The 25,478-nt window shown below is 58.4% G+C and carries 28 protein-coding genes; 17 read left to right on the forward strand and 11 right to left on the reverse strand.

All coding sequences use genetic code 11. From position 1 onward, the window contains the following. Positions 1-72 precede the first annotated feature (72 nt). Positions 73-885 (forward strand): AraC family transcriptional regulator, encoded by an 813-nt coding sequence (locus DWQ09_03180; protein KAA3629271.1) that lies wholly within the window; start codon positions 73-75, stop codon positions 883-885. 72 nt (positions 886-957) lie between these two features. Here DWQ09_03180 and DWQ09_03185 read toward each other — a convergent pair whose 3' ends face one another. The 5 genes from DWQ09_03185 to DWQ09_03205 all read right to left on the reverse strand — a co-directional run bounded on the left by DWQ09_03185 (position 958) and on the right by DWQ09_03205 (position 3,945). Continuing rightward, on the reverse strand, positions 958-1,677 hold the full coding sequence (locus DWQ09_03185; protein ID KAA3629272.1) for a DNA alkylation repair protein: 720 nt from the start codon (positions 1,675-1,677) through the stop codon (positions 958-960). Continuing rightward, on the reverse strand, positions 1,667-2,062 hold the full coding sequence (locus DWQ09_03190) for a RidA family protein (protein KAA3629273.1): 396 nt from the start codon (positions 2,060-2,062) through the stop codon (positions 1,667-1,669). The genes DWQ09_03185 and DWQ09_03190 overlap by 11 nt, the downstream gene beginning before the upstream one ends. 87 nt (positions 2,063-2,149) lie before the next feature. Continuing rightward, positions 2,150-2,974 (reverse strand): N-acetyltransferase, encoded by an 825-nt coding sequence (locus DWQ09_03195; GenBank protein KAA3629274.1) that lies wholly within the window; start codon positions 2,972-2,974, stop codon positions 2,150-2,152. Then, the gene (locus DWQ09_03200) at positions 2,890-3,267 is read right to left on the reverse strand and encodes an RNA methyltransferase (protein ID KAA3629275.1); all 378 of its coding nucleotides are present in this window, start codon (positions 3,265-3,267) and stop codon (positions 2,890-2,892) included. The genes DWQ09_03195 and DWQ09_03200 overlap by 85 nt, the downstream gene beginning before the upstream one ends. 30 nt (positions 3,268-3,297) lie before the next feature. Beyond that, positions 3,298-3,945 (reverse strand): GDSL family lipase, encoded by a 648-nt coding sequence (locus DWQ09_03205; protein ID KAA3629276.1) that lies wholly within the window; start codon positions 3,943-3,945, stop codon positions 3,298-3,300. Between the two features lie 1,899 nt (positions 3,946-5,844). On the opposite strand from DWQ09_03205, the gene DWQ09_03210 reads away from it, so the two are divergent. From DWQ09_03210 to DWQ09_03240, 7 genes are all read left to right on the forward strand, one after another. Then, complete coding sequence (locus tag DWQ09_03210; GenBank protein KAA3629277.1) at positions 5,845-6,123, forward strand: hypothetical protein; 279 nt, start codon at positions 5,845-5,847, stop codon at positions 6,121-6,123. Continuing rightward, a complete protein-coding gene (locus tag DWQ09_03215) occupies positions 6,101-6,352 on the forward strand; it encodes a CopG family transcriptional regulator (GenBank protein ID KAA3629278.1) in 252 nt (83 codons plus the stop codon). Before DWQ09_03210 ends, DWQ09_03215 begins: the two co-directional genes overlap by 23 nt. Positions 6,353-6,464: 112 nt before the next feature. After that, a complete protein-coding gene (locus DWQ09_03220; GenBank protein ID KAA3629279.1) occupies positions 6,465-6,812 on the forward strand; it encodes a DUF488 family protein in 348 nt (115 codons plus the stop codon). Between the two features lie 181 nt (positions 6,813-6,993). After that, entirely contained in the window at positions 6,994-7,935 is a 942-nt protein-coding gene (locus tag DWQ09_03225) for a polyhydroxybutyrate depolymerase (GenBank protein ID KAA3629280.1), read from the forward strand. A gap of 53 nt (positions 7,936-7,988) precedes the next feature. After that, the gene (locus tag DWQ09_03230; protein ID KAA3629830.1) at positions 7,989-8,459 is read left to right on the forward strand and encodes an SRPBCC family protein; all 471 of its coding nucleotides are present in this window, start codon (positions 7,989-7,991) and stop codon (positions 8,457-8,459) included. A gap of 51 nt (positions 8,460-8,510) precedes the next feature. Then, positions 8,511-9,149 carry a class I SAM-dependent methyltransferase gene (locus DWQ09_03235; protein KAA3629281.1) on the forward strand — a complete coding sequence of 213 codons (639 nt, stop codon included), beginning with the start codon at positions 8,511-8,513 and terminating at the stop codon, positions 9,147-9,149. Positions 9,150-9,326: 177 nt separating this feature from the next. Then, positions 9,327-9,986, forward strand: coding sequence for a hypothetical protein (locus DWQ09_03240; GenBank protein KAA3629282.1), 660 nt, complete (start codon positions 9,327-9,329; stop codon positions 9,984-9,986). 53 nt (positions 9,987-10,039) lie between these two features. Here DWQ09_03240 and DWQ09_03245 read toward each other — a convergent pair whose 3' ends face one another. Next, complete coding sequence (locus DWQ09_03245; GenBank protein ID KAA3629283.1) at positions 10,040-10,957, reverse strand: DMT family transporter; 918 nt, start codon at positions 10,955-10,957, stop codon at positions 10,040-10,042. Between the two features lie 37 nt (positions 10,958-10,994). Further along, positions 10,995-11,189, reverse strand: a complete 195-nt coding sequence (locus DWQ09_03250) for a hypothetical protein (protein KAA3629284.1) — start codon at positions 11,187-11,189, stop codon at positions 10,995-10,997. Positions 11,190-12,319: 1,130 nt separating this feature from the next. Here DWQ09_03250 and DWQ09_03255 point away from each other — a divergent pair. After that, on the forward strand, positions 12,320-14,425 hold the full coding sequence (locus DWQ09_03255) for a hypothetical protein (GenBank protein KAA3629285.1): 2,106 nt from the start codon (positions 12,320-12,322) through the stop codon (positions 14,423-14,425). Between the two features lie 130 nt (positions 14,426-14,555). On the opposite strand, the gene DWQ09_03260 is transcribed toward DWQ09_03255, so the two are convergent. The 3 genes from DWQ09_03260 to DWQ09_03270 all read right to left on the reverse strand — a co-directional run bounded on the left by DWQ09_03260 (position 14,556) and on the right by DWQ09_03270 (position 16,857). Next, on the reverse strand, positions 14,556-15,155 hold the full coding sequence (locus DWQ09_03260) for a hypothetical protein (protein ID KAA3629286.1): 600 nt from the start codon (positions 15,153-15,155) through the stop codon (positions 14,556-14,558). 228 nt (positions 15,156-15,383) lie between these two features. Beyond that, positions 15,384-15,845: a chemotaxis protein CheX gene (locus DWQ09_03265; protein KAA3629831.1), complete on the reverse strand. Its 462-nt coding sequence runs from the start codon at positions 15,843-15,845 to the stop codon at positions 15,384-15,386. A 118-nt stretch (positions 15,846-15,963) separates the two neighbouring features. Continuing rightward, positions 15,964-16,857 carry a helix-turn-helix domain-containing protein gene (locus DWQ09_03270; protein KAA3629287.1) on the reverse strand — a complete coding sequence of 298 codons (894 nt, stop codon included), beginning with the start codon at positions 16,855-16,857 and terminating at the stop codon, positions 15,964-15,966. A 147-nt stretch (positions 16,858-17,004) separates the two neighbouring features. Here DWQ09_03270 and DWQ09_03275 point away from each other — a divergent pair, with 147 nt between their 5' ends. From DWQ09_03275 to DWQ09_03285, 3 genes are read left to right on the forward strand one after another with little or no spacing between them, the layout of a single operon-like run. Next, positions 17,005-17,709, forward strand: coding sequence for an ABC transporter permease subunit (locus DWQ09_03275; protein ID KAA3629288.1), 705 nt, complete (start codon positions 17,005-17,007; stop codon positions 17,707-17,709). Further along, a complete protein-coding gene (locus DWQ09_03280; protein KAA3629289.1) occupies positions 17,706-18,476 on the forward strand; it encodes an ATP-binding cassette domain-containing protein in 771 nt (256 codons plus the stop codon). Before DWQ09_03275 ends, DWQ09_03280 begins: the two co-directional genes overlap by 4 nt. 29 nt (positions 18,477-18,505) lie before the next feature. Then, positions 18,506-19,324 carry a sulfate transporter gene (locus tag DWQ09_03285; GenBank protein KAA3629290.1) on the forward strand — a complete coding sequence of 273 codons (819 nt, stop codon included), beginning with the start codon at positions 18,506-18,508 and terminating at the stop codon, positions 19,322-19,324. A gap of 265 nt (positions 19,325-19,589) precedes the next feature. Here DWQ09_03285 and DWQ09_03290 read toward each other — a convergent pair whose 3' ends face one another. Further along, a complete protein-coding gene (locus DWQ09_03290) occupies positions 19,590-20,072 on the reverse strand; it encodes an asparaginase (GenBank protein ID KAA3629291.1) in 483 nt (160 codons plus the stop codon). A gap of 356 nt (positions 20,073-20,428) precedes the next feature. Here DWQ09_03290 and DWQ09_03295 point away from each other — a divergent pair, with 356 nt between their 5' ends. The 5 genes from DWQ09_03295 (at position 20,429) to DWQ09_03315 (ending at position 25,437) form a co-directional block, all read left to right on the forward strand. After that, positions 20,429-21,451, forward strand: coding sequence for an amino acid ABC transporter substrate-binding protein (locus DWQ09_03295; GenBank protein KAA3629292.1), 1,023 nt, complete (start codon positions 20,429-20,431; stop codon positions 21,449-21,451). 112 nt (positions 21,452-21,563) lie between these two features. Beyond that, entirely contained in the window at positions 21,564-22,754 is a 1,191-nt protein-coding gene (locus DWQ09_03300) for an ABC transporter permease subunit (protein ID KAA3629293.1), read from the forward strand. Between the two features lie 3 nt (positions 22,755-22,757). Beyond that, the gene (locus DWQ09_03305) at positions 22,758-23,861 is read left to right on the forward strand and encodes an amino acid ABC transporter permease (protein KAA3629294.1); all 1,104 of its coding nucleotides are present in this window, start codon (positions 22,758-22,760) and stop codon (positions 23,859-23,861) included. Between the two features lie 22 nt (positions 23,862-23,883). Further along, positions 23,884-24,663: an amino acid ABC transporter ATP-binding protein gene (locus DWQ09_03310; GenBank protein KAA3629295.1), complete on the forward strand. Its 780-nt coding sequence runs from the start codon at positions 23,884-23,886 to the stop codon at positions 24,661-24,663. Between the two features lie 288 nt (positions 24,664-24,951). After that, entirely contained in the window at positions 24,952-25,437 is a 486-nt protein-coding gene (locus DWQ09_03315) for a rhodanese-like domain-containing protein (GenBank protein KAA3629296.1), read from the forward strand. The last annotated feature ends 41 nt before the right edge of the window (positions 25,438-25,478 follow it).

Below are 25,478 nucleotides of genomic sequence, written 5' to 3' on the forward strand. Positions count from 1 at the left end.
CTCGTCAATTCCAATGGGTCGCGCTCAGCTATTGTTGACAATAGCCGCTAACCGCGTTGTCTTATACAGACGATGACGACAGAAAATACCCCAATCGAGACAAGCTTAAGGGAGGCCTTCGCGGTCCCGGACGACAGTATCGATGTGGAGGCCGTTCCGCGTCCGGTGACTTTTCGCTCGCGGGACTACGATGGTCCTCATATCGTGGCGATGCATACCCATCGACGCGCCCAGCTGCTCTACGCCAGCCGCGGGGTGATGCAGGTCCATACCCCACGCGGGATCTGGGTGGTGCCGCCGCAGCGCGCCGTTTGGCTGCCGCCGGCCACCGAGCATGCGGTGAGTTCGCCGGGGCCGCTGGCGTTGCGCAATCTCTACTTCGAGCCGGGTTGCTGCGCCGAACTGCCCGCCGCCTGTTGCGTGGTAACGGTCTCGCCGCTGCTGCGCGAGCTGATCCTCTATGCCGTGTCGCTGGAACCGCTCTACGACGAAGCGGGTGCCGCCGGCCGGCTGATGCAGGTCATCGTCGATCAGATCAAGATCCTGCCCATCGCGCCGCTGCATCTCCCGCTGCCGGAGGAGCCGCGCATCCGCTCCATTACCCTTGCCTTGCAGCACGACCCGGCTGATACAAAGTCGTTGGAGGAGTGGGGCCATCGTGTCGGGGCGAGCGCTCGCACCCTGGCGCGGCTGTTCCAGCGCGAGACCGGCTACACCTTCGGTCAATGGCGTCAACAGGTGCGCCTGCTGGCGGCGCTGGAGGGATTGGCACAGGGGCAATCGGTTGCCGCGGTCGCGGCCGGCCTCGGCTATGAAAAGCAGAGCGCCTTCATCGCCATGTTCAAAAAAGCATTGGGGAAAACGCCAGGGCGATTCTTTGATTGAGCCGCCGGGAATCGGTGCTGCGGTGAGTCTATGCAGAGCGGTGCAAGGGTGCCGCAACGGCCTGAGTGCGGCTCACACCTTGCCTTTGAGATAGCGCTGCCGCAACGCTTCGGGAAACTTCTCGATGGCGTAGCGCAGCATGGTGCGCGGCATTCTTTGATAGTGCGGTTTCAGGAAACGCTCCTCGATCGCGCGGTCGCGGTTGCCCACCTCGCGCAGCATCCACCCCACCGCTTTGTGGATCAGGTCGTGTTCGTCGTCGAGCAGCAGCTCGGCGATCCGCAGCGTTGGAGCGAATTCGCCGCGACGAATCGGGTGAAATGTCGCCATGATGGCGATGCGTCGCTCCCACAGCGAAGCCGATGCGGCGAGTGCCGGCAGTAGCGCGGCGTTCTCTGCGATATGCGGTCCGACCAGGTGCTCGGCCGAAAGATCGACCAGATCCCAGTTGTTGATGTGGCGGGTATTGTCCAGATAGAGACGGTGGATCACGGACTGCTGATCGGCTGCGGCGCGACGATGCTGGTCCACCAATATCAGCAACGCCAGCAGGCGCGCCTCATGCCACTGCGAATGCAGCAACGCGGTGATCTGTTGGAGCGGCAGCGCGCGGTGTTGGCGGACCAGTTTGCGGGTGACCGGTACGCGGATTCCCAAAAAACGATCGCCGGCGCCGTACTCGCCGGGGGCGGTTTTAAAAAAGCGCTTTAGAAACTCGGCATCCTTGGGATCGCCCAGGCGTTCGAGTTCGGCGAGCAGGCTCCTGGCAGTGGCGCTGGTCTCAACAGGCATGAGCCACGAAGGCGTCGGCCTCGAACTCCACCAGCCATTCGGGATCGATGAAGCGCGTCACCTGCATGATGGTGTCCACCGGGCGGATATCGCGGAAGTATTCGCCGTGCACCCTCCCCACCGCTTCCCAATCCTCGATGCGCGTCAGCAGAATGCGCGTGCGCACCACATCGTGCAGTCCCGATCCGGCCTCTTCCAGTGCCGCTTTGATGATCTCGATGCAGCGCCGTGCTTGCGCCGCCGGATCGCCCGCACCGACGGTCTTGCCATCCGGCCCCAGCGGCGCGGTGCCGCCTACCGATATGACCGGACCCACCCGCACGGCGCGGGAAAAACCCAGTATCGACTCGTACGGACTGCCGCTGGAAATGAGCTGCCTTTGCATGTTTGCCTCCCCGTTGCAGGCCCCAACCCTCTTCAGAGTGTGGACCACAGGGCTTCAACCACAAGGGTCGAATTGAGAGATGACCTCTCAGACCGCGGTATCGAACTCCTTGCGGTAGAACGCCACACCACCACGCAGGTTGGCCGGTGGCACGCCCGGAAAGCGCATCATGAAGGCTTCCTCCGGTACCTCCCACTGACAGCGAATCTCGAACTCATCCGCGGGGATGAAGCCGAAGCGCGGGTAATAGGCGGGGTGGCCGAGGACGATGAGGAAGGGGCACGCCGCGGCGTCGAGGTGCGCGATGCCGGCTTCGATCAACGCCGCGCCGATGCCCTGTTTCTGAAACTCGGGCAACACCGCAACGGGCGCGAGCGCCATCCCGTAAAGGACCTGATCACCGGTCTCCAGTATGGCGGGCGTGAACAGGATGTGCCCGACGACCCGTTCGTCGACGACCGCCACCCACGAATGAAACTCCGGGCATTCCCGGCGCAGTTCATCGACCAGATCAGCCTCTATCGCTTGGCCGAAGGCGAGCTCATTCACCTGGTGGATAGCGGCAATATCGCTCGCTTGTTCAGGGCGTATCTGCGGCAGAGATGTGTCAGACATAGTGGGCGAGTTCCCGTTTAAATGAAATGATAGTGGGCACAGGAGTCCCTGATCGATCATCGTATCGTGATTCCCGCGAAAGTGGGAATCCAGTAACGCGCTGACTGGAAATTGCGGGCTTGCATCGCGGAGCCCGCTAACGACGCTCCCTGCGCCATTGCTCCGGCTCTTCGTCGTGTTCAGCGCGGCGGGGCGCGCAACCAGAGAATTCCTTAACGGCGTTTGGTTCGCCTGGATTTGGCAGCAGCCGATTTTTCGGGAAGTTGCCCGCAGAAGGCGATGCCGCGATCTATCCATTCCGCAAGCTGGTTGTCGTGTGCAAATCCAGGCGCATCGACAAACACCATCCCTTTCAGCGGCCGGCCGGTGAAATCCATCTCCGTGGCGTGGGGTTGGCGCAACGCATCGTCATAGGCATCGCCACCCACGCGCACCATGAGCCGTGCCTCCTTGGTAACGCCGCAGCACATGTTGCCGTTGAGCAGGAAACAGAGGCCGCCAAACATCCTCTTCTCGTCAAAACCGGGATGGGCCTGCAGGAGCGGACGGATGCGCTGCGCGAGTTGTTCGGCGGCTTCGGGCCACGCCATGGTAAGGACCTCCTGCGCTGTGGTGTCGGTTCAGTGGCCGCCGGCGAGCAGCGGGCGAACGATGGGCGCCAACGTTTTGCCCAGAGTGATGTGCGTTTCGGCATCCAGGTGTACGCCATCCACGGGGCTGGCGCTGATGACGCTGTTGGTATCGAAAAAAGCGCACTGCTTCAAATCGGCCACCGCTTTCAGTTCGGCGGGCAGTCCTGCGTATTTCCTGTCGCCTCCGGCAAACTTCGGCGCGATGATTCCCCGCGGCGTGCCGATGGCCGGCGGGCACAGAATCAATATCGGCGGCTGCGGCATGCCCGGTTCGATGGGAGCGGTGCGGATGGTGTCCACCAGCGTCGCGGTCCCCTGCGCCGAGTGCCACGCGTTGTGCGGGTGCATCGATTGAAAGTCGTTGCCCCCCAGCATCAGCACGACCAGTGCCAGTGGCGAGTGAATCTCGATGCGCTGCGCCAATCCCTGCAGGCCGTTGCGTCCCGCTTTGAAAGGGTCCTCCCACAGCGTGCGCCGGCCGTTGAGGCAGTCCTCGATGATCCGCACCGACTCGCCGTCGGCATTGAGTTCCAGCTCCAGCACGCCGGGCCAGCGCACGTGGAAGGGATGTCGGTGGCGGGTATCGGGAATGATGCCCCAGGAGAGTGAATCACCGTAAACCAGGATCTGTTTCATAAGCGTTCGCTGTCGTTCAGGGGGTTCTGTCTGTTGTACTTGTCGTCATTTCCGCAAAAGCGGGAACCCGGTAACACAACGTCTAGAGAGTACTCGATTCCGAGTTCTTGCGAGGGACCGCCAGGATTGATGGCCTGGTTAGAGTCTCCCCGGATTTTAGCCAGTGTAGTTCAGCTCTGAATGCAGTGCAGTATCAGGTACCGACAGTCGCGCCGCTACTCTGCATGTGACGCTGGGCGAGGCGTGCCACATGTAATCGAGGAGCGTGTAGTAGTGCTACTCTGGGTCAACGCTAATCGGTGTTTTTGCTTGACGGCACGATGTATCTCGATATATTCGGGAAAACGGCTCGCTTTTCCATTTAACCCGGCGATGAAGTCACGAGCGAGCGGCACAGCTCGCGTGGGATTTTGAGATAGATTCCAAATAACGGGACCAGCGTGTTTGCACGGGGAAGGGAATTCACCGAGCCAAGAAAATCCCTTCATAAACAATTCAGTGTAGGTGATCACGGAAAAGTCGTAATCGGGATACCGGGACCAGCTCGATATACAAATGTTAGGCGAAAGGAAAAAATGAGTATTTACTATTGTCATGAGTGTGCGGCGCAAAAAAGAATGTTGAGGTCGCCACCGCAAGGAAATACTCTTGCTGACAATAACTACAAATTAGAGAAATATATAAAGCATACATTGCCTAATTCATATGCTGACTATAGAACCGTATTTACTGGGGTTTCGTCTGAGAGTTATCAAAATTATATAGTTACGGCAGTATCATCGGGTCATGTGCAAATAGATGATAAAAACAGAACAAATATTGTATGGGTAGGTTCCGAGACAATAGGTATTGCCTTACAAGGTGGTAAATTTATGGGTGATATGTCAGCTGTGAAAGTTGTATGCCATTCTGACTCAAATAAAATACACGGGTATCCTATACAAGTTAGTGAGTTAAAATCTGTTACCTGTGCCCATTGTGGCAAGCCAATTCCGTATTAGACACTGGTAAAAGAGTAAGATATGGGAATATTTAAATCAATAATAACACACTATCGGAAAAGAAAATTTCCAATGGTTGGTAATGTGGAAGCCATATGTCCATATTGCAATTATGCGCTTGATAAAAAGCCAGGTCGAAAAAAGAAATGCCCAGGGTGCAACAATTTCATTTATGTGCGCACCAGTCCGAAAACTGGAGAAAAAATTCTAATTACTGAGACCCAAATCGACACTATCGAAGAACAATGGTCAATTATTGATGGCACTCATTCAGAGTACAAACAAAAGAAGAAAATAATTGAAAATAAGAGAAAATCACTTACAAAGAAATTTGGTCGAGAACCATCCGAAAATGATATTAAATGGTCTTTGCTGAATAAAGAGCTGATAGATAACGCCAGCAGTGGTAATTGGGGGCTATATAGAAACACTAAATTTGCTATGGCTGAAATACTCTCAGCAGAATCAAAATCTAAACAGGCCTTATCTATATTCCTTGAAGTAACTTATTTAGATGTCAATGGTCCATGTAACACTGGCGGATATACTTCGAAAGAATTTCCACCATTTCAGAAATCGCATGCCATGATCGCACCCGGCGTTATTAGTCGCGCCTCGAAAATTATTACTAATATGGAATTAAATATGAACGACACTAAAGCCATATTCGATGACATAGCTGAAGTAAACTTTAAAAACCTCAAACTACCAGTTAAGCCTGAAACAGCATGGAAAAAAATAAAGAAAGAGTTATTTCAGTAATCTCGCCTAACAAGGCGCTCGTTCGGACGCAAACTACGCTGCGCTTCGTTGGCGCCGCACAGCTTAAACGTTGTACCGCTGTCTAGCTGCGGCATGCATACTTGACATATGCATATATAATACATATTCTTTTTTCATGGACTTTGAATGGGACCCTGCAAAAGCAAGGTCAAATCTCACCAAGCATGGAATTTGCTTTTCTGACGTAGAAACAGCGTTCTACGATCAGTACGCAATTTCAATGCCCGATCCAGGGGCATCGACTGAAGAGCGATTCATCTTGGTAGGTACGGATGCCTTGGGCACGATTGTGGTGGTGGTATACGCCTATCGTGGTAATTCGATACGCGTTATTTCCGCGCGTAGGGCGACCAAATCAGAGCGAAAGAGTTATGAGGCAGGAATACGATTTTAGTAAAGGCAAGCGGGGACCGGTGGCAAAAAATACTGGTAAGACTCGCATTACTATTTATCTGGACGACGACATCATTGCTGCCTTTCGGGAGAAAGGCGATGAACTCGGTCGGGGTTACCAGACGCTTATCAATGATGCGTTAAGGGGGGCATTGTCAAAAGCCGAACCCGCGGTAGACGCAAAAACCCTTAGGCGCATCATACGTGAAGAACTTAAAAAAGTTGGTTAAGCGGTATAACCAATCGCCCAAGCCGACACCAACTTCGCTGGTTGCGACTTGGCTCAGTCGTTAAATATTGTGGTGTTATTGTTTGCAAGTGCGACGAAAAAAGGGAAGAGAAATGAATATTTTGATTCACCGTATTTATGATGATGATCCGCCGCAGGGATATCATGCCCTTGTGGATCGTTTGTGGCCGCGTGGCATTTCAAAAGATAGAGCTGGCCTTGACGGTCATTGGAAGGATCTGGCTCCAAGTAACGATCTGCGTAAGTGGTTTGACCATGATCCGGAAAAATGGGGCGAATTCAGAAAAATATATCTGAGCGAACTGAGTAAAAATAAAAAGGAGGCGAAAGAACACCTGGAAGAAGTGAGTCAGAAAAACCTTATCCTCCTCTATGGTGCGAAAGACAAAAAACATACTCACGCCCTTGTCTTGAAAGAGTACCTGGAAAAGCTGGTCTGAGAAATACTGGGCAACAGAATCATTGAACACGGCTTGATCAGAGGGCCCCGAAGTAATCGGAGACGGGCTATGGTTTGATGGATCCGGTTGCTGCGAAGAACCAACAAATGGGTGTATCCCCGGCTATCTCATAATCGCTTGCCAGGAAGTTCTAAATCACATTGGGAGATAGTTGTTGAACATGCAGAGCATCAACCGGCTGATTTTCCCGATGGTGGCGGCAGGACTGTCGCTGGGTTGCGGCTCAACCGGTTTCGCCACGGATCGTGACGCCGCACCCGTCGAGCAACGACAAACTCTGGTTCACAACGGGATCACACGGACCTATGTCGCGCGTACTCCACGCGCGATGCCATCGCGCAATGTGCGGATGCCGCTCGTGCTGGTTCTGCACGGCGGCGGTGGCAATGCCTTCAATGCCGAACGAATGACGGGTTTTACGGAGCAGGCGAAAACTCGGGGCTTCATCGTTGCCTATCCCGAAGGCACAGGCCGTTTCAATGGCAAGCTGCTGACCTGGAATGCGGGGCATTGCTGCGGCTACGCGATGAAAAACCGAACGAAGGACGTCGACTTCATCGGCACACTCATTGACAAACTCATCGCGGAGTACCCGATTGATCCACGGCGGGTCTACGTTACGGGAATGTCGAACGGGGGGATGATGGCGCACCGGCTTGGCATCGAACTCGCGCACAAACTGGCCGCGATCGCGCCGGTGGTCGCAACGGTGTTCGGCGACGAAGTCCGGCCCCGGCATCCGGTGTCAGCCATCATGATCAATGGCATGCTCGATGAGTCGGTTCCTTATCAGGGCGGTCCCTCCGGCGGGCGTTTCGCCGACGCCTGGGACGGCGTACCCGCCAGGCCGGCGCTGGAGCAGGCGGGTTTCTGGGCGAACGTCAATGGCTGCGGAAAAGAGCCGGCCAAGCTTGATAGGGGCCGATACGTTTTGTGGCGCTACCGTTGCCCGGCTGGCAGAGCCGTCGAGATCTACCTTGTCAAGGACAATGGCCATGCCTGGCCGGGTGGGCAGAAGGGCAGCCGCAGGGGCGACGCGCCAAGTTCCGCCCTGAGCGCTACGGAGGTTATCTGGGAGTTTTTTGAGACGCATGGGAAATAGCAGGGTGAATGACCGGTCTTCCAGCAGCACGCACCCATCCGGGTGAGTCCGTCGTGATCCTCCGAGAGACTACGGATGTCCACGCCACGCCGAAGGCCATCTTTCAGTTCTTCGAGGAGATGGAAGGCCACTACCTGCAGTGGCACCCCGACCACAAACTGTTTCGGTGGGTCTCCGGCCGCGGTCTGGCCGAGGGTAATGTCTTTTACTTCGAGGAGGTCATAGCCGGAAAGCTGCTGAAGAAGAAGGTTGTCTTTACGCGCATCGAGTGCCACACACATATCGAGTTCGCGCCAACGTTCTGGTTGCTCAGGTTGTTTCTGCCGCGCCTGATCTTCCACATCGAACAGCCGTCGCCGGGCCTCTGCCGTTTTGTCGCCGAGATTCACCTGCGCATGGGACCGCTCGCGGCAAGACTCCACAAACGCGAGCTCGACGCCGTACGTGAGCATATGCGTGTCGAGGGTCTCAATCTCAAGGCTCTCGTCGAGCGCGGCGGAAAAGCGGTTGAGAGCGGGCGATAAATTCCCGCTAGTCGAACCAGAGAGCCTGCCTTGCGTATACCCGAAACCGCGATGAAGGCTTACTACTCCGCGCGTGCGAGCTACTACGATGCGGTTTACGAGAAACCCGAACGCCAGAACGATATCGCATTTCTCCGCGAGTACTTGCCCGTTCGTTTGGCGGGTCGCAACGTCGTTGAAGTTGCGTGTGGAACGGGCTACTGGTCGCAGTACATCGCGCCTGTCTGTCTATCGTACGTCGCCACGGATGGGATTGCGGAGCCTTTGGAGTTTGCACGGCAACGACCCGGGATTCTTCACGCTCAATGCAGGGTGGCCGACGCCTACGCGTTGCCCAATGGTCTGGGGCGTTTCAACGGCGCGTTTGCGGGTCTTTGGCTCTCTCATGTACCCGTCGAACGTCGGGCGGAGTTTTTCCGTAGCCTGCATGGCTTGCTGGAACCCGGCTCCCGCGTTGTGCTGATAGACAACTCCGAAGTGCAGTGCCGCGAGTTTCCGATTGCCGAGCGCGATGAGCAGGGGAACACCTATCAACAAAGACCCCTGCGGGACGGCTCGGTGCATCGGGTCCTCAAGAATTTTCCGTCCGAAGCAGAGTTGTATGAATTGGCTTTGTCGTTTGCGGCAAAGACCTGTTGGTACAAACCCCTCGAAAACTTCTGGTTATTTGAGTACGAACTGCCGGATTGATTGGGATTTTCCAGCCGTAGCAGATGAGAGCAACAACGTTTCACCGGTTTTCACCAGTGGGGCGGCCCGCTTCAAACTTTCAGCCCTGAGGGGTTTTGAGGTTCCATTCTTGAATCGATTGCTTCATCCTGACTCCCCTTCCGATTCCTCTGAATCGCCAGCGAAGTAAAGCTAGCCGTGGGTCGATCCGATCTAGAGATTCCCAACGACATCGGTTGTCTGGACACTCCGAATCTGCGCGCCCAGTTCATGTCGGGCCTCGGCTTCTACTGCGACGCCTGGCAGGTGAGCCGGCTGTTCCTGCGCGATGACAAAAGGTTGATTCGCAACTACATCATCAAGCGTTACCGACTGCCGTGCAGCATGCGCGAGATTCAGTTCTACCAGCAGGATTACATGGAACTGCGCGCCCAGTTGGGGCCGATGGTTCCCAAGGCGATGTTTCTGCAAACCCGTGTCGACGGTGAGGTGACGGTGGTGGCGGTGGCGCGCGCCGTCACCCGCTGGTTCAACATCGCCAATCCGACCTTCGAGGACGATGTGGTGCCCCTGTTGCGTAATCTGACCAAGGCGCGGGCACAATTGCGGGACTTCGTGAGCGCGGCGCATCGGTGGTACGAGTCGTCGGAGATGAAGGTGATCGACCTGTACGGCATGGACAACCTGGTGCTCGACAACAAACAGGACATACGCTATCTCGACAGTTTTAATGTGTTCTTCTATCCGGACACCTTCCACGCCATCGATGAAGCGAATGAGGTGCTCGAAGAGAAGATAGCGGTGTCGCGCAGGCGATTGGAGTATCTGCAGTACCTTCTGGACCAGACCAGGCCCTAGCAACCCGGCCGCCATCCGCGCCAGGCAGCGGCCGGCGCCCGAGCGGTTGATCCTCAGAGCGTGGGTGGTACGGCCCGCACGCGGCGGCGGTCGAGCAGGGTGTGAGCAATCAACGCGCCCATGACCACGCCGGCACCGAGCAGCGCGGTGGCGCTTGGCTCTTCACCCAGAAAAAGCCACACCCAAACCGGTCCGAGTATCGGCTCCAACAATCCGATCAATGCCACCTCCGCAGCAGGCGCATGGCGTGCCCCGGCCGTAAACAGCGCCAGCCCCAATCCCAACTGCCCCGCTCCAAAAAAGATCAATAGTGAAAAATCATGGGTCGATACAGCGAGCGGCGTCGCCAATGGAAAGGCAATGGTGGCGGCGAGGAGGGTGGCGAGACAGCTGGCGGGCGTCATGCGCAGGTGGCGATGCCGGCGGATGGTAACGATGGCGATCGCCAGTGCGCTGGCAACGGTGAGTGCGATCAGGTCGCCGGCAAGCGCGCCGCGACCCGCCGATTCCGATACCATCAGCGCGATGCCGCAAAAGGCTGCGAACATCGCCAACCAACTGCTGGGCGAGGGTTTCTCCCCCAGTACCACACGACCGATACCGGCGGCGACCAGCGGTGAGATGCTGAGGATGATCAGCGTGTTGGCCACGGTCGTCAGGCTGAGAGCGATCACCAGGCCGATGGAGGCGGCGGTGAAGCAGGCGGCGACCACCAGACCGGCCCCTCCCATCTGACGAAAGACGGTGAATGTGTTGCCGCGCTCGCGCCAGACGATGTAGCCGAGCAGAAAGAGCGCGGCGAATACCGAACGCCAGAACACCGTAGTCCAGGGATCGGCGGTGTCGAGCGAACGTACGATCAGACCGCCGCTGCTGAAGAGGAGCGCCGAAAGGGCAACCAATACCAGCCCGCGGCTGCGCAGGGCGGCTTCCAGGGCTGTAGAAACGGTAGCGTTCGACGGGGCGCTCATAGGGAGGCGGGAATGTGCTTTCGCTCAGCTCGGGAGGTCAGTCGGAAAGTGACGGCGGTTCGCCTTTATCACGCATCAGTAGATACACACCCAGACCTACCAACGCGATCCACAGCACCATGGCCCAGATGCCGAGTATTTCCGATAGCCTGCCCAGGGCCAGCAGGACGATCAGCGCCAGCGCCAGGATGGCGTTGCCCGCCCAGAAGTTTTTCGACCTACTATTGTTCACTTGTTGTTTCGCTGTGATGGTATAGGTTCGCCCGTTGGTGCGCGAAGCGCTGTTGTCCAGTGTGGAAAAAACAACCGTTCTGCTGAACCGTCATGCCAGTGACGATTGCGTCCCTGGCCGATATCCAACGCCTCGCGAACCGGGGAGTGGGCCGGTCCTGGCGGTGTGCCGTTTTCGAGCACCACCAAGCGTGATATCGCCGGCTGACTTTGGGTATCCGCTGGGCTGATTCTAAGGCCTGCGCCGCAATAGCGATAGCCGCGGCGCAGCGCATCGTCCCCATAGACCCTTGTGGTGCGTTGGTTGTCGATTACGACCGAACTTTCATCCTTGTCCGCGAGACTCACCGAGTAACGCCGCCCGTCCGTTCGATCGGGGAACGGGGTTGTCGGAGGTCGAAAAGCACCTGTAAAAAAAGTTGTGGTCCTGCAACCACGGAACGATCTGTTGGGAACTCGTTTGCGAATTGCTCGATGGGTTGGGTGAGTCATCGCACGGGCGATGTGCACAGATCCCGGATCGGCCGCCTACACGAACTCCGTCTAACAGCATCCCCCCGTCCCCGAGTTCCGCTCCCTGCGATCCTGTGAACAGTGCCCGTAGCGCCTGCGTGTTGAATCCGTCTCCGGTAGTGCCCGCCACACCGAAGGCAATCGGCCGCTTCGGGAGCGTGACAGTGCGCAAGCCGGCAGTGAATGGGCAACTGTTCGAAGCAGGGTCGAGCAGTTGTGTGGGTGGGTTAAAAAATATCGGACTGGATGTAGGGGGATATCGAGCGTCGACCGCACATTTTTCTGCGCGCGTTCTTGACGGCGTAAAAATCTGTGCATTACTCAATTCACCAGAGCCAGGGGATCACTGAGCACGACCTAATCAGAGGTTCCCCAAATCGCCTTAACCACTGTGCGTCCGTCGGAGTTGGTATGAACGATGACAGCCCCGGTGTAGTGGTGTGCCTCGATGTTCCCGCGTTCGCCCGGTGGTTCCGCTTTGCTTCTAACTCACAGCGATGTGCTGCTGGGACCACCGCGGCGGATGACGTGCAAGTCTCGCGCTCCCGTTTCGCGACCCCCTGATCACCCTTATTGCGACTGGATACCAGGATGAAAAAAATCCCTTGTTCGCTAATTATGGCCGCCACGCTGTTCGTGGCGTTCTCCTCCCACGCGGCGGTAAAAATCGACGAGCAGGTCATCGGACCGGTTACTGCGGGCGGTGTTTACGCGGTCAGTCCGAGCGGCGTGCGCGTGGCCTATATCAACACCAAGGGCAGTCGATTGGTGGTGGCTGTCGACGGGGTCGAGGGGCCGGTCATGGACGATTTGTTCACGCCCCGTGGCCAGAGCTTTTACTCCCCGCCAAGGGTCTCGCCGATGACGGCAAGCGCCGGGGGAAGGAGCAATATCGCCGCGCAACGCGGCCCGGTGATCATGAGTCCCGACGGCAAGCACTATGCCTACGCCGGTCGTCAGGGTAATGAATACGTCGTCATTCACGACGGCAAGGAGATCGCCCGCGGGCCGCGGCCAGCGCTTGCGTTGAACTACGGACAACTGACCCTTTCACCCGGCGGCAATCATGTGCACTGGAACGAGCAGGAGAAACAGGGCGGGCGTACGCTGCAGCGGCTGGTCATGGACGGTAAGCCGGGGCCCTGGAGCGGGCATCAGGACATGCTGCCGGTCTTCAGTTCCGACGATTCCCGTTACGCCTACACCGCCGTCAGCCCTGAGGACAAAGACAAGTACTTCCTGGTGGTGGACGGCAAGGTGGCCGACTACATCGGCATGGAGCCGATGTTCACCGCCGACGGCAAGCTGCTGTTGACCATCGGGACCATCGACTACAAACGCAAATTGCAGGTTAACGGCAAGGTGGTCTCCAGCGGGCAGGGGGTCGGTAAAGTGGTGACCGCGCCGGTGGGTAACCGCTACGCCGCCATTGATCTGGCGCGGGTCGAAAACGGTAAGGGTGTCCCGATGCTCTACCTCGACGGCAGGGAGGTGCCCGGCACCGAAGGCGCCCAGCAGGTCTGGTTCAGCCCCGACGGGAAGCGTTACGCGGTGGCCTGCGTGAACGACGTGGCGCGCTCCGCCTTCATGGTGGTCGATGGCAGGAAGGGTCAGGAGTACCAGACCCTTTCGATCAACGAGCCGTACTGGACCCCCGACTCTTCGAAGCTGATCTACACCGCCGCGAGCGGCGGCCGCAATTTTCTGATCGTCGAGAATCAGGAGTTCCCGATCACCAGCCTGATCGGCGGGCTGATGGAGTCGCCCATTGCGATGGCTGCGCAAGGTAACCGTTACGCTTTCGGGACACGCGATGGTTCGAATCGCGTGTTTTCGGTGGTCGTGGACGGTCAGTCGGTACTGCCCCCGAACCTCTCTCCTAACGATGGCTCGCTGACATTCAGCGCGGACGGCTCGCGTTTCGTGTATGTCGTCGGACCGGTGGGGCGCAACGAGGTCACCGGACTGGTGGTGGACGGTAAGCTCAACGAGGCGCTGACGCCTCTGGAGTTTCACCAGTGGGCCAGGCCGCTGCCCTCAAAGTGGTACCTGTTGAGCGACGACGGCAAGCACCTCGCTCAAGTGGCCGGTACCGGTGATCGCTCGACGGTGGGTTTGTATGTTGACGGCACGCTGGTGTATCCGTCGCCGCGCTCTATCGGCAGCCCCGAATTTACGCCGGACAGCCGGCACCTGTTCTGGCTGGCATCGGAAGCCGGTGACAAACCCGGGCAGTATCTCACCGTCTACGCCGATGGAGAGCCAACGGTAAAGTTCGCGGCCAACGATTTTATGCGTACGCCGGGCTGGTGGGAGATGGGTGGCGATGGCGTACTGACATTCCTAGCGGTCGATGGCGATGTGGTGAAGCGCTACCGCATCACGCCCTCATCCGAGATGACGGTGGCCAGGCTGGTCACGGAAGCCGAGGCCAATCGCGCCAAGGCTGCGGCAGATGCACAGGCGCAGCAAAAGGCGGCGGTGGAGACCGCGGCGACGGATTCAAAGAAGGCCGCGGAAGAGGCTGCAGCCGCCAAACTGAAGGCGCAGGAGGAAGCGGCCGCGGCGGCAGCCAAGCGCCAGGCGGACTATGCGGCAGCCGTGGCCGCGAAGCAGAAGGCGCGCGCCGATGCCATGGAGGCGAAACGGCAGGCGCGGCTGCTCTACCTCGAAAACGTCAAGCGTAAAAAGCTGGGTTTACCGCCGCTTAAGGAACTCCCGTAGCAGTGGCGGTGGAGTTGCTGCGGCCTACCGCATTTCGGGCGGGCCGCCGTTCCGTGTCCGTTGGGAGGGTTGCGGCGATCCGGGCAACGGAGTGATTGTAGTCGCCCTTTTCGGCGGCACCTACGCGGTGTCAGCGCAAGGAGCGGGGGCGAGCGAGGTGATCACATCCACCCGGTGCGGTGGCCACGTTGCGGTGGTGGGCGTAGCCGCTGCCGTCCCAGCGCCAGATCCCATCGCACCAACCCATGCCGCCGAAGCGCAGATCAGGGAAACCCGCGTTGCGCTCGTCGAGCACGGTATAGGCAGCGGCCGGGAATCCCAGGTGCATGCGCCAGGTCTGATCGGTTGCCGACTTGATGAACAGCCAGATCGAGCTGCCGGTGCCACCCGACAGGTAGGCATTGCCGCCGAGGAGAAAGATCTCATCCTGTCCGTCGCCGTTGAGGTCTTGGCGCGAAGCCTTGATGGTGACCGGTCCCGCTGCTTCGACGTCGGGGACCAGCAGATACCTGCCGTCAGCGCTGATTGCCAGGCCCATCTGGGCGTAGATCGCTTGCTGGTCTTGCGCCGGCAACGCTTCGGTCAACGAGTGAAAAAGGAGCCGCCAACCCTCATCGGCGCGCAAGGCGCCGGCACCGACGAGATATATCGCCAATGCCATGCCGAAGAGCAAGAGCCATTTCAATGATTCTTTGACACGGTTTGACGGTGCGGTCACCGGATTGGTCAAGCGGGGTGGAATACACGCTCGACCCACTTGCCGGGCAGACCGCTCATCTGGCTTCATCGAGGATCAGCGGGGCGGCGTCGCGCCGCGCTGCTCGGCAGTGCTGGCTGCAACTGTAATGAGGCGGCCGAACAAAAACCGTAGCGACCGTAGTGTGGACGAGACGAGTGTGAAAAGTTTTCCCATGGATAGCGCCCGGATGTGCGGAAATCATAGCGGCTATCGGTGGATTTACTCGAAGGCGACTTCGACGTAGAAGTCACCGTATTCGGTGGTGAAGGGTACCAGAATTGCGGGTCCCTTGGCCTTGTGGGTAACGCTGTGGTTCTTGCCGGCGATCATGCCGGGGATGGCCAGATCGAAATCGTAGCCTTTGTTGGCGAGTTCGCTCTTGGCGCCGCCGCAGACCATGTTGGTGATCTCGCCCACCAGATCGACAACGGACTCGTCAATGGCGGCCGGTGCTTCACCGAGCATGCGCCGGTTGATTTCCAGCACCACTGATTCGGTAAAGGTGATAGCCAAAGAGCCCTTGGCCTTTTCACTGGTCATGCCGATCAGGCCTGTGACGTCGCCTCTGGCGACCTGGCCTTTCTTCAGAAGCGGTTTGCCGGCTTTGGCCTCCAGCTTCGCCATCGTGGCAAGCACGTTGACGATGGACTTCAGGAACGGATTGATAAACTCGACATTCACAGCGGGCTCCATACCTTCTTATTTGGGGGCTTATTTGGGGGTTTCTCGCGTCGTTGCGCAACCACACTATAAAGGGAGTTATCGGTCACGCGCCAGAATCGTGTAGCGGCAAAGGCGGCTACGGTCCGTTATAGCGCACTGTGCCGTGACCGCTCAGGTCATAGCCGCCCAGCTCCTCGGCCTTGCGCCGGAAGGCGGATCTTCTGGTGAAGGTGTCGAGCAGCTGTAGCGGCGGTTCGAACCAGCAGCGCCGCCAGACCAGCAGATCGTAACGCTCGCGCGCCAGGGGCAGGTAGTCGAGCCGGAACTGACGCGCCATGCTGGAGACCCCCAGTCCCACATCGGCCCGACCCTCGACCACCGCGAGTGCCACCTCGGTTTCGTTGCGCGCTGCATCGCCTGCGCGGATCAGAGCGTCACGTTCGATTCCCGCCGTGGCCAGCAGGGTCTCCAGCAAGACGTGGCTGCCCGCTTTGGTCTGGCGGAAAACGAACCGCTTGCCGGGCAGATCGGTGATGCCGCGTATCCCCAGCGGATTGCCAGGCGCGACGATCAAACCCTGTTCGCGCAGTGCCCACTCGATCAGTACCACCGGCTGATCGGGCAGGCGGTGCTGCACCGTGCCGACGTTGTAGCTCTCCGCGTCGCCTTCGATGACATGCATGCCGCCGGCAACCGCCTGACGGCGCGCGAGTCGTTCCAATCCATCCAGCGAGCCATCGAACAATATGGCTAAACCCGAGCCCGATTCGCGCACCGCCCACTCCAGCAAGGGGTCGTGACTGCCGGCCACGATAGGTGGCGGGTCGGCGCGCAGATGCCCTGCGGCGGGTCCCTCGCTGCGCTCGCGCAGCCAGGCATCCACCAGATCACGGGGAAAGAGCCACTTGCCGGCTACCCGGGTGCAGGGGATTTCGCGCTTGGCGACGAGGTCGTAAACCTTGCGTTCACCGAGGCGCAGATACTCTGCCAATTCCGATGTCGTGAGCAGTTCCTGACTCATGAGTAGCATCCTTTTCCCATGGTTCTTGTGGGTTCATCCAATAATCCATGCTGCATTGTAGTGCTGATGACTGCATATATTACCGCGACTTGCATTTTTTGGGAACGCAGCGTTAATTAGTCAGGCATCTGCACTGTTTGAGTTCAAACAATTCCTATGGAATCCAGCAGTAACGCCTTCAATGTCGCCTTTCAGATGATCTGGACTCTGGATCCGGATTTTCTGGAGATCGTTGGCCTTTCGTTGCGGGTCAGTCTGACGGCAGTGGTGCTGGCGACGCTGATCGCATTGCCGCTGGGTGCGGCGCTGGCGCTGTGGCGGTTCCCTGGCCGTGGTGCGGTGGTGATCGTGCTCAATGCGTTGATGGGGCTCCCTCCGGTGGTGGCGGGATTGATGATCTACCTGCTGCTGTCGCGTGCCGGACCGCTGGGCAGTTGGGGTCTGTTGTACACGCCCACGGCGATGATCATCGTCCAATGCCTGTTGGTGACACCGATCATCGCGGCCCTCACGCGCCAGGTGATCGCTGACCTGCATGAAGAGTATCGGGAACAGCTGGGGTCCCTGAATGTTAGTGCGCTGCGTGCGGTTCCGACGTTGCTCTGGGACGGGCGCTTCAGCCTGCTGACCGGGGTGCTGGCGGGATTTGGCCGCGCCACCGCCGAGGTGGGGGCGGTCATCATCGTCGGCGGCAACATCAATCATGTGACCCGGGTCATGACCACCACCATTGCTCTCGAGACCAGCAAAGGGAATCTGGCGCTGGCGGTGGGTCTGGGTGTGGTGCTGCTGTTGCTGGCGGTGGCGGTGACCGCAGCCCTGACCGGGGTACAGAATCTGGCACGGCGTTATCAGGGATGACGGTGCGCCCCAAGATCCTCGATTTTCAGCGTTCGATCGGCGAGGGAGCGCGCGATCCGATTTTGCCGTTACGACTCGAAGCGGTCGGTTTTGAATCGAATGGCAACACGCTGCTCGATGACATCAACCTGCAACTGGATGCCGGCGCCCGGACCGTGGTGCTGGGACCCAACGGTGCCGGCAAGAGCCTGTTGCTGCGCATCTGTCACGGTTTGCTGCAGCCGACGCAGGGCAGGGTGCTCTGGTGCGGTGAATGTCCCGCTTCAGCGCCCCGTCTGCAGGCCTTTGTGTTTCAGCGTCCGGTCCTGCTGCGCCGTTCGGTGATTGCCAATGTCGAGTACGCGCTTGCTATCCAGGGCGTTCCGGGTCGGGAACGCCGCGAGAGGGCCGCGGCCGCACTGCAGCGTACCGGGCTCGGTGAGATCGCGCAGCGCCCCGCGCGGGTGTTGAGCGGTGGCGAGCAGCAGCGCCTGGCATTGGCGCGCGCCTGGGCGCTGGAGCCGCGCGTGCTGTTCCTCGATGAACCCACTGCCAGCCTCGATCCCGCGGCGACGCGCACCGTCGAGAAACTGGTGGATGCGATTCGGGCCGGCGGGACCAAGGTGGTGATGACCACACATGATCTGGGTCAGGCGCGCCGGCTGGCCGATGAGGTGATCTTTATGCACCGCGGGCAATTGTTGGAGCACACGCCCGCCAACCGATTTTTCCACAAACCACACAGCGAGACGGCCGCAGCGTTTCTGGCGGGTGACCTGCTGTGGTAATCCAAAACCAGAGAGAGGAGAGCAGTACCATGAGGTGCAGATGGGTTTCAGTTGCGGCGGGTGCGCTGCTGGCGATTGCGAGCGTGACGTCGCAGGCCGCCGATCGCTTTATCACGGTGGCGTCGACGACATCGACGCAGAACTCCGGGCTTTTCGACTACATGTTGCCCAAGTTCCAACAGCAGACGGGGATCGAGGTGCGAGTAGTGGCGGTGGGTACCGGGCAGGCGATTCGCAACGCCCGGAACGGTGATGCCGATGTGCTGTTTGTGCATCACAAGCCCTCCGAGGAGAAGTTTGTCGCCGCGGGTTTTGGCGTCCAGCGGTTCGATGTGATGTACAACGATTTTGTTGTTATCGGGCCGAGCAGCGATCCAGCGGCGGTGCGCGGTATGAAAGATGTCGCGGCGGCGCTGGGAAAGATCGCGGCCAGCAAAGCCGTCTTCGCCTCGCGCGGGGACGACAGCGGCACGCACAAGAAGGAGCAGTCGCTGTGGCAGCTGGCCGGTGTCGACATCAAGGCCGCGAGCGGCAGCTGGTACCGCGAGACGGGCTCGGGAATGGGGGCGACCCTCAACGCCGCCAGCGGTATGGGCGGTTATGTGTTGAGCGATCGCGCCACCTGGCTCAATTTCGGCAACAAAGGGGGATTGGAGATTCTGGTGGAAGGTGATTCACGCTTGTTCAATCAATACGGGATCATTCTCGTCAATGCGCAGAAGCACCCGCATGTAAAAGCGGCGGATGGCCAGCAGTTCATCGACTGGGTGATTTCCGCGGCAGGGCAGAAGGTGATCGGCGATTATCAGATCAAGGGCAATCAGGCGTTTTTCCCCAATGCCCGGTAAACGTGATGCCGAGAGTAGTTGGCGCGGAAAAACCGCGCCCGCAATCAGCTCAGGAGGACCATAAAGAGTTGACGCGCGGTGCCGCGAACCCCGGGGTCATCATCGGGGTGGTACCTGCAGAGGTCGGCGGCTCGCGCGGGATGGTGCGGTTGTCTCAAATCGGTTTCTCACTCTCCGGGTAAGCCCGACTGCTCGGGGTGACGGTTGAGCGGTGTCATCGGACACCGCTTTTTTTTCGCCGTTCCGTCCGGTGACCGGCAGCCCCCTACAACCGCTCGAATCGCCCGGCGTCGATATTCTTGCGCGCCTTGCCCGGTTCGAAGACCTCCCCGTTCATGGTGACGTACGCCCCCGGCGGCAGCAGCTGGACTGCGGCGAGCGCAAAGCCGATGTTGAAGATGGCATCACTGGAGTGAAACCGGGCCGGCTGCATGGCGCCGGTCAGCACCATGGTTTTATCAGGGATCTGCCGCAGCGCTTCAGCCGTCAACAGCATGGTATCGGTGCCGTGCGTGATCAGAATGCGCTTGGCGGGTTCTCTGCGTACCGCCTCCACGACGATCTGACGATCCGCGTCGGTCATCTCCAGGCTGTCTTTGCGCATCAACGAGGTAACCGAGCAGTCGAGGGTGAAGCGTGCCTCTGCAAGCAACCGGGTAATCTGCGGATCGCCGATCTGATAAGTGCTCTTGGCGTCGAAGTAGATTTTGTCGATGGTGCCGCCGGTGGTGAAGATCTTGATGGTCATTCCCGTTTTCTCATGGTGCTTCGTGCCCTGGAAGGCACGAGTATAGCGCTGTGCAGGACCCGGGATTGGACTGACCTAGTGCAACGCAACATCAAAAGGGGTTGCAAATTCGATGATGGGTCACTTTAATTTGAACGTTCGTTTGAACTGCCCGGATAGTCATCACGTCGATCTTCACAACCCGAAAAAGAACAAACTGGAACCCCCGAATCCTGAGATTTCCCAAGACAGAGCAAGACATTAGCCGTTGTTCGTCTTTAATTAAGCGTACGGTGGTCCGGTTTTCTTGGTTACCGACCGATGAAAGAGGCAATTCCCCAAAATCAACCGAAGAGCAATGTAAGGAGCAGAGGGATATGAAACGTACCTCCATTTTTGTAGCCGCAGCGGCAGCTGCCGGTTTGTTGGCAATGAGCCAGGCACAGGCGGGCGCCACTGTGGACAACGTCAAGAAGAAGGGTTTTGTTCAGTGTGGCGTGAGTACCGGGCTGCCGGGATTCTCGACGGCCGACGAAAAGGGTAACTGGAACGGTATCGATGTCGATGTGTGCCGTGCCGTTGCCGCAGCCGTATTTGGCGATTCCGAACGCGTCAAATACAGCCCCTTGACCGCGAAAGAGCGCTTTACTGCGCTGCAGTCGGGTGAGATCGACATGCTGTCGCGCAATACCACATGGACAATCACCCGCGATACCAACCTGGGCTTGAACTTTACCGGCGTCACCTACTACGACGGTCAGGGCTACATGGTCACCAAGAAGCTGGGTGTGAAGAGCGCGTTGGAGTTGGACGGCGCTTCGGTCTGTATCCAGGCCGGCACCACCACCGAGCTGAACCTCGCCGACCACTTCCGCGCCAACAATATGAAGTATCAGCCGATCACCTACGATTCCTCCGACGAGACCGTCAAGGGTTTCGAATCAGGGCGTTGCGACGTGCTGACCTCCGACCAGTCGCAACTCTACGCGCTGCGCATCAAGCTGTCCGACCCCAGCAGCGCCTTCGTGCTGCCCGAAATCATCTCCAAGGAGCCTCTGGGACCGGTAGTGCGTCAGGGCGATGACGAGTGGTTCAACATTGTGCGCTGGGCGCTGTTTGCACAGATCAACGCCGAAGAGATGGGTGTGACCTCTGATAATGTCGATAAGATGATGGAGAGCAGCGACCCTAACATTCGCCGGCTGCTGGGGCTGGAAGGCATCAAGGGTGAAGGGCTGAAGCTATCCGACAAGTGGGCTTACTACATCATCAAGCAGGTCGGTAACTACGGCGAGATGTTCGAGCGCAATGTCGGCAAGGGCAGCCCGCTGGGCATCGCCCGTGGCCAGAACGCCCTGTGGAACAAGGGTGGACTGCAGTACGCACCGCCGATTCGTTAAGCGTTGTTGATGGGTCGAAATACGCGACCCTGTGACAGATTACCCGGGGCGCTGCTGAGCGCGCCCCGGGTATCTTCTCGCGTCACCGCAATGAGGGATTCGAGTCCTCGCCATGGCAGATGAACAAAAAGTCGGGGAGCTGCCCAGCAAGCCACCCCTGTGGACCGATCCGAAGTTCCGGGCAATCGCCTTTCAGGTCATCATCAGCGCCGCGCTTGCCCTGTTTATTGTCTATATCGTGCGCAACACGCTTCACAACATGGAGCTGCGCGGTATAGCGACCGGTTTCGGATTTCTTTCCAATGAGGCGGGATTTGGGGTCCTGCAATCGCTCATCGACTACGATGAGACGTACTCCTATGGGCGTACCTTTCTGGTCGGGTTGCTCAATACCCTGTTGGTTTCTGCGCTCGGCATATTCTTCGCTACGCTGCTGGGATTCATCATGGGTGTGGCGCGTCTGTCGACCAACTGGCTCATCGCGCGTATCGCCGCGACCTATATCGAGATATTCCGCAACATCCCGCTGCTGCTGCAGATCTTCTTCTGGTACTTCGCCGTCGGCATCAATCTTCCCCATCCGCGTCAGAGCATCGCACTCAGCGATGTTGCTTTTCTCAGCAACCGGGGCATCTACATTCCACGACCCGTACAGGGCGAGCTCTTCTGGCTGACGCTGCTGGCCGTAGCGACGGCGATAGTCGCGGTGATCGTAGTGGCAAAATGGGCACGTAAACGTCAGGAGCAGACCGGGCAGTTGTTCCATACTTTTTATGTATCGCTGGCGATACTCATCGGCTTGCCGGGGGCGGTGTTTCTCATAACCGGGTCGCCACTGTCGTGGGAGTACCCGGAGCTCAAGGGTTTCAACTTCAGCGGTGGTATTGCGATCATCCCGGAACTCTTCTCGCTGGTGTTGGCGCTGACGGTTTACACCGGAACCTTTATCGCCGAAACGGTGCGATCGGGTATCCAGGCGGTCTCGCACGGACAAACCGAAGCGGCCCGAGCGTTGGGACTGCGTGAGTCCTGGACGCTGCGCCTGATCATCATTCCGCAGGCGATGCGGGTGATCATTCCGCCACTCACCAGTCAGTATCTCAATCTCACCAAAAACTCATCGCTTGCTGCAGCGGTTGGGTATCCCGATCTGGTGGCGGTGTTCGCGGGCACGACACTCAATCAGACCGGACAGGCGGTGGAGATCATCGCCATGACCATGGCGGTCTATCTCACCATCAGTCTGGTGATCTCAATGTTCATGAACTGGTACAACGCCAAGATGGCGTTGCGGGAGCGCTGAGCCATGACTGACTTCAAGCCGCATCCTGATCTGCCGCCACCGATCACAGAGGTGGGTGTGATCGGCTGGTTGCGCCGCAATCTCTTCTCGGATTGGCTCAACACGGGTTTGACGTTACTGGCCATTTACCTGATCTACATCATGATCCCGCCCCTGCTCGATTGGGCGCTGATCAAGGCCGACTGGGTGGGCGACAGCCGCGAAGCGTGTAATAGCGGTGGCGCATGCTGGGTGTTTGTCAACGTACGTTTCAATACCTTCATGTACGGCTTCTACCCCGAGGCTGAACAGTGGCGAGTGAATCTGGTCTACGGCTCGCTCTTTCTGTTGATGATTCCGCTGTTTCTCAAACAGTTTGTCTACAAGGTCTGGCTGGGCGGATTCATTCTCTTTGTGTTCCCCATCCTCGCTTTCGTGTTGCTCGGGGGTGGTGTGTTCGGGCTGGAACCCATCGAAACGACCAAGTGGGGCGGCTTGACGCTGACACTGATCCTGGCCGGCATCGGTTGTGTCGCAGCATTGCCGCTGGGTGTGGTGCTGGCTCTCGGGCGACGCGCGACCAATATGCCGATCGTCAAATCGATCTGCGTCGTGTTCATCGAGTTCTGGCGCGGCGTGCCTTTGATCACCGTGCTCTTCATGTCCTCGGTGATGCTGCCGCTCTTCCTCCCCGAGGGGGTGACCTTCGACAAACTGATGCGCGCGCTGATCGGCATTACGCTGTTCCAGTCGGCCTATATGGCCGAGGTGGTGCGCGGTGGTCTGCAGGCGATTCCCAGCGGGCAGTACGAAGCCGCCGATGCGATGGGGTTCGGTTATTGGAAAAAAATGGGGCTGATCATCCTGCCGCAGGCGTTGAAGATTGTCATACCGGGCATCGTAAACACCTTTATCGCGCTCTTCAAAGACACCACGCTGGTGCTGATCATTGGCCTCCTGGAACTGCTCGGCATGGTTCAGAACGCACTCAACGATCCCAACTGGTTGGGCTACTCCACCGAGGGGTATGTCTTCACCGCACTGATGTTCTGGATCTTCTGTTTCGGCATGTCGCGCTACAGTCAGCAACTGGAACGCAAACTGCACACCGGCCACAAGCGCCGCTAGTTTATAGAGTACGGAGTCCACCATGACGGAAACCGCATCGGATAGAACACCCAGCGCTGCCTCAACGGAGCTGATGATCGAACTGCGTGGCATGCACAAGTGGTACGACAAGTTCCATGTGCTGAAAGATATCAACCTGACGGTCACCAAAGGTGAACGTATTGTGATCTGCGGCCCTTCGGGATCGGGTAAATCGACCATGATCCGCTGTATCAACCGGCTGGAGGAGCATCAGCGCGGACAGATCTTCGTCGACGGCGTCGAGTTGACCGGCGACCTCAAACACGTCGAGCAGATCCGCAAGGAAGTCGGCATGGTGTTCCAGCATTTCAACCTGTTTCCACATCTCACCGTGCTCGAGAACTGCGCCCTGGCGCCGATCTGGGTGCGCAAGACGCCGCGCCGGGAAGCCGAAGAACTTGCCATGCAGTACCTGGAGCGGGTGAAGATACCCGAGCAGGCGAAGAAGTATCCCGGCCAGCTTTCGGGTGGTCAGCAGCAGCGTGTGGCGATCGCCCGCAGTCTCTGTATGAGTCCCAAGATCATGCTCTTCGACGAACCCACCTCGGCACTCGATCCCGAGATGATCAAGGAGGTGCTGGATGTCATGGTCGAACTGGCGGGTACCGGCATGACTATGCTGTGCGTCACTCACGAGATGGGGTTTGCCAAAACGGTCGCCGACCGGGTGATCTTCATGGATGGCGGCGAGATCATCGAGGAGAACGAACCTCACGAGTTCTTCAACAATCCGCAAAACGACAGAACCAAGCTCTTCTTAAGTCAGATTCTGGAGCATTGACCCGCCCTCCCCGCACCCACGCAACAGCCACCAGAGAGGCCCTTCGGGGCCTCTCTTTTTGTGCCTCCGGAAACACCGTCGGGAGGTGCGTGACGGGTGAGCCAGGCTTTTCAAGCCAAGAGCAATACCTGCCTATAGCGCAGGGTAATATGCTTATGGCGAAAAAATAGAGATCGGCAGACTAAGGAATTGGCGGCACCGGCCGATGCATGGAACGCGGTGCAGCCAACTACGTGGCAATAAGCTGCGACCGGCGCGATCCGTTGAATTCAGTGAGCGAAATGCGGCATGAGACCGCTCGTTTCAGCCGGGCGCCAATGTGCGAATTTAAACCTTGATAGGGGAGTCTTCATGAAAGTGCTTCGTATTCTGTCTACTGCTGTTTTGCTTCTTTTTGCCTCGTCTGCGGGTTGGGCAGCCGAAGATACACCGGAACAGATTCCCGGGACGACTCGCGTCACCGCCGAGGATGTCGTGGCACTGGTGGGCAAATTCGATGACCTGGTGATTATCGATGCGCGCACGAAAAAGGATAACTCAGCCGGTTTTATCGAAGGCGCCATCTCACTGCCCGATACCGAGACCACACCTGCAAGCTTGGCAGCTCATATCCCCACCAAGACGACGCCGGTCCTGTTCTACTGCAACGGCGTCAAGTGCGGGCGTAGTGTGACATCCTGTCAGATGGCACTGGCCGAAGGTTACAGCAATGTCTATTGGTTCCGCGGCGGGTGGGGCGAATGGACGGCCAAAGGGATGCCGGTCGCGCATTGATCCCGATGGGAAAGACGCTTTGAGTAGACCGGGGGTGCTCC

This window comes from Pseudomonadota bacterium (assembly GCA_008501635.1).
Taxonomy (GTDB): domain Bacteria; phylum Pseudomonadota; class Gammaproteobacteria; order QQUJ01; family QQUJ01; genus QQUJ01.

What these genes read in the sequence shown, in the direction of transcription:
- DWQ09_03180 (KAA3629271.1), top strand. Translation starts at nt 73, where the DNA reads ATGACGACAGAAAATACCCCAATCGAGACAAGCTTAAGGGAGGCCTTC.
- DWQ09_03185 (KAA3629272.1), bottom strand. Translation starts at nt 1,677, where the DNA reads ATGCCTGTTGAGACCAGCGCCACTGCCAGGAGCCTGCTCGCCGAACTC.
- DWQ09_03190 (KAA3629273.1), bottom strand. Translation starts at nt 2,062, where the DNA reads ATGCAAAGGCAGCTCATTTCCAGCGGCAGTCCGTACGAGTCGATACTG.
- DWQ09_03195 (KAA3629274.1), bottom strand. Translation starts at nt 2,974, where the DNA reads ATGGATAGATCGCGGCATCGCCTTCTGCGGGCAACTTCCCGAAAAATC.
- DWQ09_03200 (KAA3629275.1), bottom strand. Translation starts at nt 3,267, where the DNA reads ATGGCGTGGCCCGAAGCCGCCGAACAACTCGCGCAGCGCATCCGTCCG.
- DWQ09_03205 (KAA3629276.1), bottom strand. Translation starts at nt 3,945, where the DNA reads ATGAAACAGATCCTGGTTTACGGTGATTCACTCTCCTGGGGCATCATT.
- DWQ09_03210 (KAA3629277.1), top strand. Translation starts at nt 5,845, where the DNA reads ATGGACTTTGAATGGGACCCTGCAAAAGCAAGGTCAAATCTCACCAAG.
- DWQ09_03215 (KAA3629278.1), top strand. Translation starts at nt 6,101, where the DNA reads ATGAGGCAGGAATACGATTTTAGTAAAGGCAAGCGGGGACCGGTGGCA.
- DWQ09_03220 (KAA3629279.1), top strand. Translation starts at nt 6,465, where the DNA reads ATGAATATTTTGATTCACCGTATTTATGATGATGATCCGCCGCAGGGA.
- DWQ09_03225 (KAA3629280.1), top strand. Translation starts at nt 6,994, where the DNA reads ATGCAGAGCATCAACCGGCTGATTTTCCCGATGGTGGCGGCAGGACTG.
- DWQ09_03235 (KAA3629281.1), top strand. Translation starts at nt 8,511, where the DNA reads ATGAAGGCTTACTACTCCGCGCGTGCGAGCTACTACGATGCGGTTTAC.
- DWQ09_03245 (KAA3629283.1), bottom strand. Translation starts at nt 10,957, where the DNA reads ATGAGCGCCCCGTCGAACGCTACCGTTTCTACAGCCCTGGAAGCCGCC.
- DWQ09_03255 (KAA3629285.1), top strand. Translation starts at nt 12,320, where the DNA reads ATGGCCGCCACGCTGTTCGTGGCGTTCTCCTCCCACGCGGCGGTAAAA.
- DWQ09_03270 (KAA3629287.1), bottom strand. Translation starts at nt 16,857, where the DNA reads ATGCTACTCATGAGTCAGGAACTGCTCACGACATCGGAATTGGCAGAG.
- DWQ09_03275 (KAA3629288.1), top strand. Translation starts at nt 17,005, where the DNA reads ATGGAATCCAGCAGTAACGCCTTCAATGTCGCCTTTCAGATGATCTGG.
- DWQ09_03280 (KAA3629289.1), top strand. Translation starts at nt 17,706, where the DNA reads ATGACGGTGCGCCCCAAGATCCTCGATTTTCAGCGTTCGATCGGCGAG.
- DWQ09_03285 (KAA3629290.1), top strand. Translation starts at nt 18,506, where the DNA reads ATGAGGTGCAGATGGGTTTCAGTTGCGGCGGGTGCGCTGCTGGCGATT.
- DWQ09_03290 (KAA3629291.1), bottom strand. Translation starts at nt 20,072, where the DNA reads ATGACCATCAAGATCTTCACCACCGGCGGCACCATCGACAAAATCTAC.
- DWQ09_03295 (KAA3629292.1), top strand. Translation starts at nt 20,429, where the DNA reads ATGAAACGTACCTCCATTTTTGTAGCCGCAGCGGCAGCTGCCGGTTTG.
- DWQ09_03300 (KAA3629293.1), top strand. Translation starts at nt 21,564, where the DNA reads ATGGCAGATGAACAAAAAGTCGGGGAGCTGCCCAGCAAGCCACCCCTG.
- DWQ09_03305 (KAA3629294.1), top strand. Translation starts at nt 22,758, where the DNA reads ATGACTGACTTCAAGCCGCATCCTGATCTGCCGCCACCGATCACAGAG.
- DWQ09_03310 (KAA3629295.1), top strand. Translation starts at nt 23,884, where the DNA reads ATGACGGAAACCGCATCGGATAGAACACCCAGCGCTGCCTCAACGGAG.
- DWQ09_03315 (KAA3629296.1), top strand. Translation starts at nt 24,952, where the DNA reads ATGAGACCGCTCGTTTCAGCCGGGCGCCAATGTGCGAATTTAAACCTT.